The following is a 12,569-nucleotide window of genomic DNA, read 5'->3' as shown; positions in this document are numbered from 1 at the left end:
ATCTTCCTTTTTCAGGGAAAAACCGTATTTAGGGAAAGAATATGTTAACCATCACAGCACGCTGTTGGCTATGCTTATTGCCACTTCATCGCAGCCAGCAGGGGATTTGTTCGTACTGTCAGCGCCACTTGCCCCGTTTGCCTACCTGCTGTCCGCGTTGTGGCTTGCCCGCAGGCGACACAACGCATCAGTGCGGGCGCTGCCTGCAAAATCCACCACCTTGGCAATCGATGACCTTTATCAGCGACTACACACCGCCGATCAATACGCTGCTTAAGCATTTCAAGTTTAACGGTAAAACCGAGCTGGCAGCGGTACTGGCGCGGCAGTTGTTACTACATTGGCAGAGGGTCTATCGTGAACGAAAGCTCACCGGGCAGGTGCCGCTGTCCCGCCCCGATCGTCTGTTCACCGTTCCCCTGCACCGGAACCGCCAGTGGCATCGTGGCTTCAACCAGACCGAACTGCTCGCTCGCCCTCTCGCTCACTGGCTAGACTGCGCTTACGATCCGCGTGAGTTACAGCGCACCCGACGCACGCCGTTGCAGCAAACGCTCAGCGCCAGCGCACGGCGAAAAAACCTGAGAGGCGCATTTTCCTGTGATGTCTCGCTGTCCGGGCAGCAGGTGGTTTTACTCGACGATGTGGTCACGACAGGCAGTACCGCCGCTGAAATTAGCAGGCTATTACTCGCTCAGGGCGCGGCAGGCGTTCAGGTCTGGTGTTTGTGCCGAACCTTGTAGTCAGGGGGAGGATGGGCGTATTATAACCGATAGGTGCAGTCAACTATCGAGCTTACTATTATGATCCGTATTACCGATGCTGCTCAGGAGCATTTCCTGAAACTGTTGGCAAAACAGGAAGAAGGCACACAGATTCGCGTATTTGTTATCAATCCAGGTACGCCAAACGCCGAATGCGGCGTCTCTTATTGCCCGCCGGATGCCGTAGAAGCCAGCGATACCGTACTGAAGTTTGAAAAAATTTCCGCTTACGTGGACGAGCTTAGCGCCCCTTATCTGGAAGACGCTGACATTGACTTCGTGACTGACCAGTTAGGTTCTCAGCTCACGCTGAAAGCGCCAAACGCGAAAATGCGTAAAGTGGACGACAGCGCTCCGCTGATGGAACGCGTTGAGTATGTGCTGCAATCGCAGATCAACCCACAGCTAGCTGGCCACGGCGGCCGCGTGACGCTGATGGAAATTACCGATGACGGTCTGGCGATCCTGCAATTTGGCGGCGGCTGTAACGGCTGTTCTATGGTTGACGTCACGCTGAAAGAAGGGATTGAGAAAGAGCTGCTGCAAACCTTCCCAGAGCTGAAAGGCGTGAGAGATCTCACCGAACACCAGCGTGGCGAGCACTCTTACTATTAATCCTCTCACCTGCTGATTTGTCTTTGCTTTTCCTCCCCGACGCAGGGGAGGAAAAGTGTTCGTTCTGTTGTTAGGCTTTTTGTGTTTTCATCGGCGCACCGCGGCGCAAATCCACATCCCGAACCAGTCGTTCAAGGCAGCGGTCAGCGAAGATCGATTCCAGCGGACGCGTCAGCTTGCGTCGCCAGTTAGGGTATTCGCGGTTGGTGCCCGGTACATTCACCGGCGTGGCCATATCCAACCAGTCTTCCAGTTGAAACCCGACCAGTGCGCTGGCGCTATCGGCGACATAGCGGTGAACGCCACGGCTCAGCGGTGCGCCCATTGTCGTCAGCGCCGAGTTACGGCCAACACGCTGTGGCAGCAGCCCGTAATGGTGTAATGCGTTGAGCAACCCCTGTTTCGCTTTTTCACGCTGTAGCATCTGCTCTTGCAACAACGCCTCTACAGGATACAACCCTAACTCGCGCCCAAGCGATAAATCCACGGTTTGCCAGTAGCCGCGCAGCGTCGGAAGGTCGTGAGTGGTAATGGTTGCCATCGCCTGACGCGGGTAATCCTCGGGCGGGCGAAAGTGGTCCTCTGCATCCTTTTCAAAGAACAGCACCTTGTAAGAATAGATACCGTAATCATGCAGTTTGCTGACAATTTCCGGCGGCACCGTGCCTAAATCCTCACCGATAATCAGGCAGCGATGACGCTGGCTTTCCAGCGCCAGCACCGCCAGCAGATCGTCGACCGGATAATGCACGTAGGCCCCGTTGCCCGCTGGCTCCGCCTTCGGTATCCACCACAGGCGCAAGAGCGCCATTACATGATCGATACGCAACGCGCCGCAGTGCGCCATGTTGCTGCGCAGCACGTCGATAAAAGGTTGATAACCCCGAAGCTGCATCATGGTGGGGTTCATCGGCGCAAGTTGCCAGTTTTGTCCCTGTGGCCCGAGCGGATCGGGCGGTGCGCCGATAGAAGCATCGAGACAATATAGCTGTCGTTCGTCCCAGGTTTCTGCGCCGCCCCGTGCGACCCCGACGGCCAAATCGCGATATAAACCTAACGGTAAACCAAGCTGTTTACTATGCGCGTAGCAGTCTGCTAATTGCTCATGCGCCACCCATTGCAGCCAACTGTAGAACGTAATCTCATCGCTGTTTTCACGGCGAAAGGCTTTTACGGTCTCACTGTGTACATCATGATAACTGGCAGGCCATTGATGCCAGTCCGCATAATTCTCGCCCTGTTTTTTCAGGTAGGTCTGCAACGCATCAAACGTCGCCTGAAGTTGCAGGCTCTGCCCGCCGCTGACGACAAACTGACGAAATGCACTAATGCGCGGGTCCAGCGCGCTACGGGTCGTAAAATAGCGAAACGCCAGCCGCAGAGCAGCTAACTTAAGCTGCGTCACCGGCTCATAATCAACCCAGCGCCCCGCCCGCAACGCTGCGATCGCACTTTGCGTCTCCTCACGGTGCCACCACGCCTGCGCTTCCCCGCTCTGTTGGAAATCATCAATCCGATTCACATCGATATAAATAATGTTCAGCCAGTGGCGGGACGACGGACTGTAAGGGCTCGCCGCCTCTGCCAACGCCGGGTACAGCGAATGCAGTGGGTTCAGCCCCACAAAGGCGCCACCGCGTCGGGCAATCTGTTCTACCAGTTGGCGCAGATCGCCAAAATCCCCTACGCCCCAATTGTTCTGCGAACGCAAGGTGTAAAGCTGTACGGTCACGCCCCACCAGCGTTTTCCCTGCTGTAAAGCTTCGGGTTCATAGCAGCGATGCGGTGCAACAATAATCCGGCAGCTCCAGCGCTGGTCGGCCTGCGTCAACGTCAGGTAGTGGTAGCCCAGCGGCAGCACGCCCGGCAAAGCCAGCGTTGAACCACCGGTTATCTGCCCTTGAATTTGACCGCCGTTTTCATACATCAGCGTCCAGAAGAATTCACCGTGACCAGCAAGCTCGATGACCGCCTCTCGGCCTTGCAAGAAGACACGAACAGGCGGCAGGGGCGCATTACCGCTATCAGAAACGTCCATCATTGCCTGAATCCGGTTTCTGACTGCGGCCGCAACAATGTGCTTTTTGCCATAGGCATCGGTATAGCTTTCCGCGATGCCGGTCTGCTGGCTTGCCAGTTTATCCACCTTGAACATCCTCTCCTTTTCCTAATGATGCGCTTGCCAAATACGCGTCTGGTAATCATGAATTGCCCTGTCCGAACTAAACATCCCCATTCTGGCGGTATTCAACACACAGCGGCGCGTCCATTCATCCGGCTCACGATAAAGCGCATCAACACGCTGCTGCACCTCACAATATGGTGCAAAATCGGCCATTAACATATAGGGATCGCCCAGCTTCAGCAGGCTATCCAGCAGTGGGGCAAACGCATTTTTATCCCCCCGGCTGAATGCACCACTCGCTAACTCATTCAGTATTTCACGTAGCAAAGGCGTTGTAGCAAGGTAGTCAGACGGCGCATAGCCCTGAGTCTGTAGGGCTTTTACCTGTTCTACGGTATGACCGAAAATGAACAGATTGTCCTCGCCGACCTGCTGCGCCATTTCTACATTTGCCCCATCTAACGTGCCAACGGTCAACGCGCCATTCAGCGCCAGCTTCATATTGCCAGTGCCAGACGCCTCTTTACCTGCCGTCGAAATCTGCTCAGAGACATCAGCAGCAGGGATCATCCGCTCAGCCAGCGAGACACGGTAGTCCGCCGGGAAGATGACCTTTAGGCGATCGCTAACGCGGCGATCCTGATTAATGACCGTAGCGACCCGATTAATGGCATAAATGATATTTTTTGCTAAGACATAACCCGGTGCCGCTTTGGCACCGAACAAAAAGACGTGCGGCACTATATCCAGATGCGGATTGTCACGCAATTGACGATATAGCGCGAGAATATGAAGTAGATTCAAATGCTGACGTTTGTATTCATGCAATCGCTTAATTTGTACGTCAAACAACGCCAGTGGATCGACCACAATGTCATACTGTTGACAGAGATAGCTCGCCAGTTGCGTTTTATTATCGGCCTTGATTTGTCGATAACGCTCACGAAAGCCAGCATCGTCAGCGTAGGGCTCCAGCCCTTGCAGCGCGGGTAAATCATTCACCCATGGCGTATTTAGCGTGTCATCAATCAATGCAGACAGCGCCGGGTTACATTGCTTCAGCCAGCGGCGCGGCGTTATGCCGTTGGTAACATTGTGGAATTTGGTCGGCCACAGTTGATGGTATTCGGGGAACAGATCTTTCACCACCAGTGCCGAATGCAATGCCGCCACGCCATTGACGGCAAAGCAGCTCACTACGCACAGGTTTGCCATACGGATCTGGCGCTGGTGGCGGATAGCAAGCTTCGCCCACATCTGCCGATCGCCAGGCCATTCTTGCTCGACCTGCACCTTAAACTGCGCATCAATTTGCCGGACAATCGACAGATGACGAGGCAGCAAACGGCCAAACAGCCGTTCGTCCCAGCGCTCAAGCGCTTCCGGCATCAGCGTATGATTGGTGTAAGCAAAGGTACGTCCGGTTATCGACCAGGCGTCGTCCCAGGGTAGCTGGTGTTCATCGAGCAGCAGGCGCATCAACTCAGGGATCGCCAGCGTCGGGTGAGTATCATTAAGCTGGATGACTTCATAATCCGGCAGCGCAGACAGCGCACGTCCCGCGCTAAGATGGCGGCGTAAAATGTCAGCCACCGAACAAGCACAGTGGAAATACTGCTGCATCAGACGCAGGCGCTTGCCCGCCGCATGATTATCATTCGGGTACAGCACGCTGGTCAGGCTGGCGGCGGAAATACCCGCCTGCGCCGCGCGCAAATAGTGACCTTTATTGAATAAGGTTAAATCAAACGGATCGCAATGCGTCGCACGCCACAAACGTAGCGGCTGCGCGGCTCCGTTTTGATAACCAATCACCGGCAGGTCACAGGCTTCGCCTCTAAAAACCGTATCCGGCAGCCAGCGCAGGCGACCATCGGTCTGGGGTTGCAAACGCCCGCCAAACCCAACCTCTACCGCCAGTTCAGCACGCGGTAAAAGCCACGGATAGGTATCACGCTGCCAGTCATCGGCCGTTTCCTGCTGCTGCTCTTGTGCAAAATGCTGACGGAACAGGCCATACTGGTAGTTGAGGCCGTAGCCCGTTGCAGGCTGCCCCACCGTTGCCATCGAATCCAGAAAGCAGGATGCCAGTCGGCCTAATCCACCGTTGCCTAAGCCCGGATCGGTTTCCTGCTCCAGCACATCGCTCAGGCTAAGACCTTGCTCTGCCAGTACGTCGGCTACGGCGTCATACCATCCCAGATTCAGCAGGTTGTTACCCGTCAACCGACCGGGCAGAAACTCCATCGACAGGTAGTTCACATGGCGCTGAAGCGTATTAACCGTGGAAGGGGTTGGCGCGGTGGGATGCATCAACAGTTGTTCCGCGAGCGCAAGGCTGACGGCACGCCAGCACTGCACCAATGTCATCGCCTTCAGGGAAGCAACGCCACCGAGCCGCTGTTGGCGGCGCAGCGCGGCGGTAAATTCTGAGGCATCAAAGGCGATAGCAGGATGAGCGGAGGAAACGGGCTGCGTTAAAGCATCTGGCTTTTTTGCAGCCGCTGAACGTTTTGACGATCCTGGTACTTTTGCAGAACCTGACTTTCTTGAAGAATCTGACATCGTGCCTCCTCCTTTGTCCATCATGGAAAAGGCACATCGGGCTCAACACAACTCCAACTGTACCTTATGTTGTTCAATAATTTTCAGTACGCTGGGTGGGGGTGACTGATCGGTAAAAAGATAGTCGATCAAATCCATGTTGCCCAAATTCACCATCGCATTACGACCAAACTTGGAATGATCCGTCACCAGCATCACACAGCGAGAATTTTCAATAATCGCCCGTTTTGTGCGCACTTCATGGTAATCAAACTCCAGTAATGACCCATCCATGTCAATACCGCTGATGCCCAAAATGCCAAAATCCAGACGGAACTGAGAGATAAAATCCAGCGTCGCCTCCCCCATAATACCGCCATCGCGGGTGCGAACTTCGCCACCAGCCAAAATCAGGCGAAAATCCTCTTTTGCCGTTAGCAGCGTTGCCACGTTCAGATTATTGGTGACCACGCGCAGATCCTTATGCTGCATCAACGCATAGGCCACCGCCTCAGGCGTGGTGCCGATATCGATAAACAAGGTCGCACCGTCTGGAATCTGGCTCGCCACCCGACGGGCAATACGTGCCTTTTCATCCGACCACATCATTTTACGATCGTGATAAGCCGTGTTCACCGAGCTGGATGGCAATGCCGCGCCGCCGTGGTGGCGATGGATTTTATTTTGCTCAGCCAGATCGTTCAAATCGCGACGGATGGTTTGCGGGCTCACTGCAAAATGATCCACCAGTTCTTCAGTACTGACATACCCCTGCCGACGCACCAGTTCAATAATGGCGTCATGCCGTTGTGTCTGCTTCACATTTATCCCCTAAGACGCCCCGATTTACCGGGGGTTTGTTTTATTATACGTGTCCCAAAAGGCCATCAATAGCCCGACAATCAGCCCTGCCACATGTGCCGCATTCGCGATCGACATGCCTAAAATATCGAAATATCCGGCAACCAGCCACAGTAACGCGAAGACCATCAGGCTGCGCGGCATAGCCAAATAACCGTCTGGCTCTCTTTCCCCTCGCAGCCAGACGTAACCCATCAGGGCATAGACGACGCCAGACAGGCCACCAAAATAGGTGCCGCTAAACCAGGACTGCGCCCAGCCGCTGACCAGCGCGGAAACCAGCGTGATGACCAGCAGCTTGCCGGTCCCCAACACTTTTTCAACCGGCCCTCCCAGATACCACCACCACATCAGATTGAACAAAATATGCAGCAGGGAAAAGTGCAACAAAGCATGACTGAACCAGCGCCACAGTTGTACCTGCTGCCCTTCTGCCGGGAATGCTAGCCACGTCATCACGCTCTCATAGCCTGAAATCTGCATCAGAACGAACACCGCAATCGTCACGACCATCACGGATAACGTCAGCGGCCCTGCCTTTTGTTGCAGCGTTTGCAGGAAAGGATAACGTTGGTATTGAATACCGGTGTCCATCGATCCCGTTTGCCAACTGGCCGCCAGATAGCGCGGATTGGTCGGGTCGCGCAGAAAAATCTCCAGCGCCTCCTGAACCTTGCTCAGTTGAGTTTCATCTTTTAGCCACAGCTCAGCTTCATGTCCTTGAGGTCGCATGTCCAGATGAACCTGCTGAGTACGCATGTAATCGACAAATGCCTGAGCCAGACGCGGGTTGGAGAGAGCAATAACGCGGATTGGCATTGTTGTGTATCCGTTAGCGAATAGATTTACCTAAAAATATCATATTGCTTCGCAGGCTGGGGGGGAAAAAGTAAAAACACCCTTCTTAACCGATAACATTCTGCTAACTTCCGTTTACTTCCGTTTCACCGATCATCCTATGACAGTAGTCACTTTTTAGCCGCAGACTCTCCTTTAGGCTCATAACCAACAACTGAGGTAAGCATGTTTCTAGAAGAAAGACGTAATCAGATTCTGGCCTATCTGGCCAAACATGAACGCGCCAGCGTCGATTATCTGGCAACGGCCTTTGCCGTTAGCAAAGAAACTATCCGCAGTGATTTGAATGAACTGGCACGGTTGCACCTGATTCAGCGCTGCTACGGCGGAGCCATCATCGTGCGACGTCTTCTACAGTCCGAATTAATCGCCCCGTCTGGCGAGAATTTCGAAGTACTGCTGAAGCGGTTAGAAAAACAGAACAGACATCAAACCAGCAAACAGAAAGGAAATTCGATGAACGGCAAGGTGTGTATTTTAGGATCGTTCAATGTTGATATCGTCGCCAAGGTGATGCGTTTTCCCAAGGGCGGTGAATCCATCATGGCTCAGGGCAGCGCGATCGGCCCTGGGGGTAAAGGCGCTAACCAGGCCATGGCTGCCAGTCGGGCAGGTGCACAGGTCTATTTCATCGCTAAAGTGGGTACCGACCAATTTAGCCAATTTGCCTACGATCATTTTACGGCATCAGACATTCACTCGTTCAAGCTGTACCAGTCAGATAGCGAACCCACAGGTAACGCGATCATTTACGTCTCGCAGCAAAACGGCGAAAACATGATCGCCATTCACCCCGGTGCTAACCAAACCATTACCGATGACGAAGTCGCCGCCATCGCGTCAGAACTCACTACCTCAGACGTACTGCTGGTGCAGTTAGAGAATAACTTTTCCGCAACGCTGAACGCGATCAAGCTGGCCCATACGCTGGGCAAGAAAGTGATTCTTAACCCCGCACCTTACTCTAGCGAGATCCTGCCCTATCTGGATTATCTCGACGTCATCACGCCCAACGAGACGGAAGCCTCGCTTCTATCCGGCATTGATATTCACGATGTTGACGATGCCAAAGAAGCAGCGCTGAAAATCGCTGCTCTGGGAGCCAAACGCGTGATTATCACCATGGGCTCCCGCGGTGCACTGTTATTGGACGGCAAACAATTCCAGCATATTCCTGCCTTTCCGGCACTCGGTGTCGATACTACCGGCGCAGGGGATGCATTCAACGGCGCGTTTGCCGCCGCGCTCGCTAACGGGCAGAGCCTGGTGCAGGCCGCCACTTACGCCTCTGCCTTTGCCTCCCTCGCCGTTGAACGTGAAGGGGCCTCTAACATGCCTGAACATCAACAAGTTATTGCACGTTTATCGCAACGCTAACGCGGAAAATCGCCCGCAACCGCTGTTTTTTGGAGAATAAAGAAATGAAAACAATTGATGGTATCGTCCCGGTCATGCTGACCCCGTTCACCGAACAGAACGACGTCGATTATCCCGGTCTGGCGAAGCTCATTGACTGGTACATAGACAAAAACGTCGATGCGCTGTTCGCCGTGTGTCAATCTAGCGAAATGCAGTTTCTCTCGTTAGAAGAACGTGTGGCCGTAGCGCGCTTTGTGGTGGAACACGTGCAAGGCCGTATACCGGTGATTGCTTCCGGCCATATCAGCGACGATCTCAACGCACAGGTTGAAGAGCTTTCTGCAATGGCGGAAACCGGCATCGACGCACTGGTACTTGTCACTAACCACCTCGATCCACAGAAAGCGGGCAGCGATACTTTTTTTGCCAATCTGAATCATCTCTTGGACGCCCTGCCAAAGACACTGCCACTTGGCCTCTATGAATGCCCAGCGCCTTATCGTCGGCTATTGAGTGATGAAGAGCTGACCTATTGCGCCAATACAGGCCGTTTTGTGGTGCTAAAAGACGTCAGTTGTGACCTGGCTACCGTCACCCGCCGTGTGGGTTTAGTACAGGGAACGCCGCTCAATATCATTAACGCCAATGCCGCTATCGCGTTCCCCGCGATGAAAGCGGGCTCACGCGGCTTTAGCGGTGTGTTCACCAATTTCCATCCTGAACTCTATGTCTGGTTATATCACCATCATCAAGAAAACCCCGAACTGGCAGAAGAACTCGCTGACTTCCTGTCGCTGGCTGCCGTGACCGAAACCTTGGGCTACCCGAAAAATGCCAAGGTTTACCATCAGCGCCTCGGCACCTTTACCAGCATTCAGTGTCGCGTCAATAAAGATGACGTACTGGAGAAATATTGGGGATTAACCGTCATCCTCGATCAAATTCGACACGGAACAGCGCACTACCAGAAAAAAATTACACGATAACAATAAGCGTCTACGGGTAACGAGAATAAATAGTTCTTCTCGTTACCCTATATAAAAAACCGCATTCACAGGGGAATATTTCATCATGATTATTTGCGATCAGCGCGATTGGGCGCAGGAAAAGCATGCCCTGCACCCTATTATCCAAAAAGGGATTGATTATATTAATCAAACTGATTTCGCCAGATTAACACCAGGGAAATACGATATTATCCCAGGCAAAATGTTTTGCCTGCTGCAAGAAACCTCTACGGTGCCTGCTGCACAAATGCGTGCGGAATCACACTTTAATTTTGTTGATATTCAATATCTCATTTCTGGAGAAGAGAGTATTGGCGTGGCGCGTGGAGCCAAAGAGCATACGGTTATCGAAAATAAAGCGGCACAAAACGATATCGTATTTTACACCGACACGCAAAACGAATCCTTTATTCATCTGCTACCCGGCATGTTTGCCGTATTTTTCCCCGAAGATTTACATCGCCCTTGTTGTCAAACGCACGGCGAATCTTTTATCCGCAAAGCGGTAATCAAGATTCACCTCAGCCTGTTTACGGAAAATAAATAAAATGAAACAGACAACTGCCTCATCTACACCTGCTGCTGTAACGCAACCTTCGCAGAAAATATCTCGTCTGCGTTGGAATATTATTTTCATATTACTGATTGCTGCCGTGGTGAATTATCTTGACCGCGCCAATCTCAGTATCGCCAACACCACCATTTCAAAAGAGTTTGGTTTCAGTTCCACACAGATGGGACTCCTGCTCTCCGCATTCTTATGGCCTTATGCCATCGCTAACCTGCCTGCTGGCTGGCTGGTCGATAAATTTGGTCCGAAAAAAATGTTCTCCTGGGCTCTCGGCCTCTGGTCTGGGTTCACTATTCTAGCCGGGTTCGTCAATGGCTACGCCATGTTCTATGGCCTGCGTATGTTACTCGGGGTGTCTGAATCCCCGTTCTTCACCTCCGGGATTAAAATCACCCACCGTTGGTTCCCAAGCAATGAACGCGGCCTACCCACCGCCATCATCAACACAGGTTCGCAAATCGCCAATGCCATTGCGCCACCGATTTTGACCATCCTGCTGTTAACTATGGGCTGGCGTGGCATGTTTATCGCTATTGGTCTGGCTGGTATTCCGCTCCTGCTGGTCTGGATGAAGCTCTATCGTAACCCGACGCCACAGGAAGAAGTTGAAATCCATGGCCCTGTCGAAGCCACGGAAACGCAAAAACCAGACGCGCCAAAAGCAAGCTGGGGCTCTCTGTTCAAGCACAAGACGACCTGGTTCATGATTCTGGGCAATTTCTCCATCATGTTTACCATTTGGGTCTATCTCACCTGGTTACCCAGCTATCTGGAACGTTCTCTTGGATTCAGCTTGATGAAAACAGGTTGGGTCGCCTCTATTCCGTTCATGGCCGGCATTTTGGGCGTGCTGTGTGGTGGGATAATTTCGGACCGTCTGATTCGTCGCGGCACCAACACCATTACCGCGCGCAAGATCCCCATTGTATGCGGTGCCGCTCTCGCTGCATGTTGCGTAGCTCCCGTGCCGTTCGTCACTGATACAACATTATGTATCGCGCTGCTTTCCCTGGGATATTTCTTTTCTCAGATGCCTTCTGGCGTGATCTGGACACTCGCAACCGATATCGCCCCGAAAGCACAGGTTGCCTCCCTTGGTGCCATCCAGAACTTCGGCGGTTTCCTCGGCGCGGCCAGTGCCCCCATCGTCACAGGTATCATTCTGGATATGACGGGCGCGTTTACCAACGTGTTTATCTTCGGTGCCAGTTTACTTATGCTAGGTGCTATCAGCTACGGCGTATTTGTCAAAAAGCCGTTACCGGCTGAACAATAATGGCTCACCTGCTGCGCCTTCAAACGCAGCAGGTTTCCACTGTCACACTGGTGGTAACACATCCTGCGGGTAACGGTGTTGCCAGGCCTCAAAGCCACCATCGATGCTGTACACCGAATCAAACCCCAAGCTAATCAGGTACTGTGCGGCATTGCGGCTGCTAATGCCATGGTAGCAAATCACCATGACTGGCGCGTCGAAGTCAGCGTCGCGCACAAAGTCAGACAGGCTCTCGTTCGTCAAATGTGTTGCACCGGGAACATGGGCAACGGCAAAACTCTGTGGATCGCGAATATCAACGACAACGCCCCCTTCCTGCCAGCGGGAATAGGCTTGCTCAATACTAATAGCTTCAAATTGTTCCATCGAAAGTGACAACCTTGTTAATAATAGACAGGATGTTAGTAACAACTGGCGTCATTGTAACCTGCCTTTGGCAGCATAAAACCTATATGATTATAAGGTTATTAAGAAAAACAGTACGTCACTAACGTGAGAGTGACGACAATACAGCCCCCATCCAGCCCAATAACCCTTATTTTAATGTGACAATTATCATCATATTGTTAGCTTCATCACGCATAAATGT

Annotated in this window: 11 protein-coding genes; 6 read left to right on the top strand and 5 right to left on the bottom strand. The window is 52.8% G+C overall.

Translation table 11 applies throughout. The features are described from left to right. Positions 1-41: 41 nt before the first annotated feature. The gene (gene gntX, locus A8F97_RS20910; protein ID WP_033072238.1) at positions 42-743 is read left to right on the top strand and encodes a DNA utilization protein GntX; all 702 of its coding nucleotides are present in this window, start codon (positions 42-44) and stop codon (positions 741-743) included. 60 nt (positions 744-803) lie between these two features. Then, on the top strand, positions 804-1,379 hold the full coding sequence (nfuA, locus tag A8F97_RS20905) for a Fe-S biogenesis protein NfuA (RefSeq protein WP_005969334.1): 576 nt from the start codon (positions 804-806) through the stop codon (positions 1,377-1,379). Between the two features lie 70 nt (positions 1,380-1,449). Here nfuA and malQ read toward each other — a convergent pair whose 3' ends face one another. The 4 genes from malQ to glpG are packed head-to-tail and all read right to left on the bottom strand — an operon-like array spanning position 1,450 to position 7,728. Then, positions 1,450-3,534, bottom strand: a complete 2,085-nt coding sequence (gene malQ, locus A8F97_RS20900; RefSeq protein ID WP_014701726.1) for a 4-alpha-glucanotransferase — start codon at positions 3,532-3,534, stop codon at positions 1,450-1,452. Positions 3,535-3,546: 12 nt separating this feature from the next. Next, positions 3,547-6,069: a maltodextrin phosphorylase gene (gene malP / locus A8F97_RS20895; RefSeq protein ID WP_082218656.1), complete on the bottom strand. Its 2,523-nt coding sequence runs from the start codon at positions 6,067-6,069 to the stop codon at positions 3,547-3,549. Between the two features lie 42 nt (positions 6,070-6,111). Continuing rightward, on the bottom strand, positions 6,112-6,870 hold the full coding sequence (locus tag A8F97_RS20890; RefSeq protein ID WP_005969330.1) for a DeoR/GlpR family transcriptional regulator: 759 nt from the start codon (positions 6,868-6,870) through the stop codon (positions 6,112-6,114). A 24-nt stretch (positions 6,871-6,894) separates the two neighbouring features. Continuing rightward, positions 6,895-7,728: a rhomboid family intramembrane serine protease GlpG gene (gene glpG / locus A8F97_RS20885; protein WP_033072239.1), complete on the bottom strand. Its 834-nt coding sequence runs from the start codon at positions 7,726-7,728 to the stop codon at positions 6,895-6,897. Between the two features lie 204 nt (positions 7,729-7,932). Between glpG and rbsK the strand changes: the two genes are divergently transcribed. The 4 genes from rbsK (at position 7,933) to A8F97_RS20865 (ending at position 11,980) form a co-directional block, all read left to right on the top strand. Continuing rightward, the gene (rbsK, locus tag A8F97_RS20880; RefSeq protein WP_014701729.1) at positions 7,933-9,144 is read left to right on the top strand and encodes a ribokinase; all 1,212 of its coding nucleotides are present in this window, start codon (positions 7,933-7,935) and stop codon (positions 9,142-9,144) included. Positions 9,145-9,188: 44 nt separating this feature from the next. After that, positions 9,189-10,112 carry a dihydrodipicolinate synthase family protein gene (locus A8F97_RS20875; protein WP_014701730.1) on the top strand — a complete coding sequence of 308 codons (924 nt, stop codon included), beginning with the start codon at positions 9,189-9,191 and terminating at the stop codon, positions 10,110-10,112. Positions 10,113-10,197: 85 nt separating this feature from the next. After that, positions 10,198-10,680 carry a NanQ anomerase/TabA/YiaL family protein gene (locus A8F97_RS20870; RefSeq protein ID WP_014701731.1) on the top strand — a complete coding sequence of 161 codons (483 nt, stop codon included), beginning with the start codon at positions 10,198-10,200 and terminating at the stop codon, positions 10,678-10,680. Position 10,681: 1 nt separating this feature from the next. Then, entirely contained in the window at positions 10,682-11,980 is a 1,299-nt protein-coding gene (locus tag A8F97_RS20865; protein ID WP_014701732.1) for an MFS transporter, read from the top strand. A 42-nt stretch (positions 11,981-12,022) separates the two neighbouring features. Here A8F97_RS20865 and glpE read toward each other — a convergent pair whose 3' ends face one another. After that, positions 12,023-12,346 (bottom strand): thiosulfate sulfurtransferase GlpE, encoded by a 324-nt coding sequence (glpE, locus tag A8F97_RS20860; RefSeq protein WP_014701733.1) that lies wholly within the window; start codon positions 12,344-12,346, stop codon positions 12,023-12,025. Between the last annotated feature and the right edge of the window lie 223 nt (positions 12,347-12,569).

Source organism: Pectobacterium parmentieri, assembly GCF_001742145.1.
Classification (GTDB): Bacteria; Pseudomonadota; Gammaproteobacteria; order Enterobacterales; family Enterobacteriaceae; genus Pectobacterium; species Pectobacterium parmentieri.
Note: the sequence above shows the minus strand (reverse complement) of the source record. Positions and strands in the feature narration are given on the sequence as shown.

Coding starts and splice junctions, on each gene's coding strand:
- A8F97_RS20870 (WP_014701731.1), top strand. CDS start 10,198: ATGATTATTTGCGATCAGCGCGATTGGGCGCAGGAAAAGCATGCCCTG.
- A8F97_RS20875 (WP_014701730.1), top strand. CDS start 9,189: ATGAAAACAATTGATGGTATCGTCCCGGTCATGCTGACCCCGTTCACC.
- rbsK (WP_014701729.1), top strand. CDS start 7,933: ATGTTTCTAGAAGAAAGACGTAATCAGATTCTGGCCTATCTGGCCAAA.
- gntX (WP_033072238.1), top strand. CDS start 42: ATGTTAACCATCACAGCACGCTGTTGGCTATGCTTATTGCCACTTCAT.
- glpE (WP_014701733.1), bottom strand. CDS start 12,346: ATGGAACAATTTGAAGCTATTAGTATTGAGCAAGCCTATTCCCGCTGG.
- A8F97_RS20865 (WP_014701732.1), top strand. CDS start 10,682: ATGAAACAGACAACTGCCTCATCTACACCTGCTGCTGTAACGCAACCT.
- nfuA (WP_005969334.1), top strand. CDS start 804: ATGATCCGTATTACCGATGCTGCTCAGGAGCATTTCCTGAAACTGTTG.
- glpG (WP_033072239.1), bottom strand. CDS start 7,728: ATGCCAATCCGCGTTATTGCTCTCTCCAACCCGCGTCTGGCTCAGGCA.
- malQ (WP_014701726.1), bottom strand. CDS start 3,534: ATGTTCAAGGTGGATAAACTGGCAAGCCAGCAGACCGGCATCGCGGAA.
- malP (WP_082218656.1), bottom strand. CDS start 6,069: ATGTCAGATTCTTCAAGAAAGTCAGGTTCTGCAAAAGTACCAGGATCG.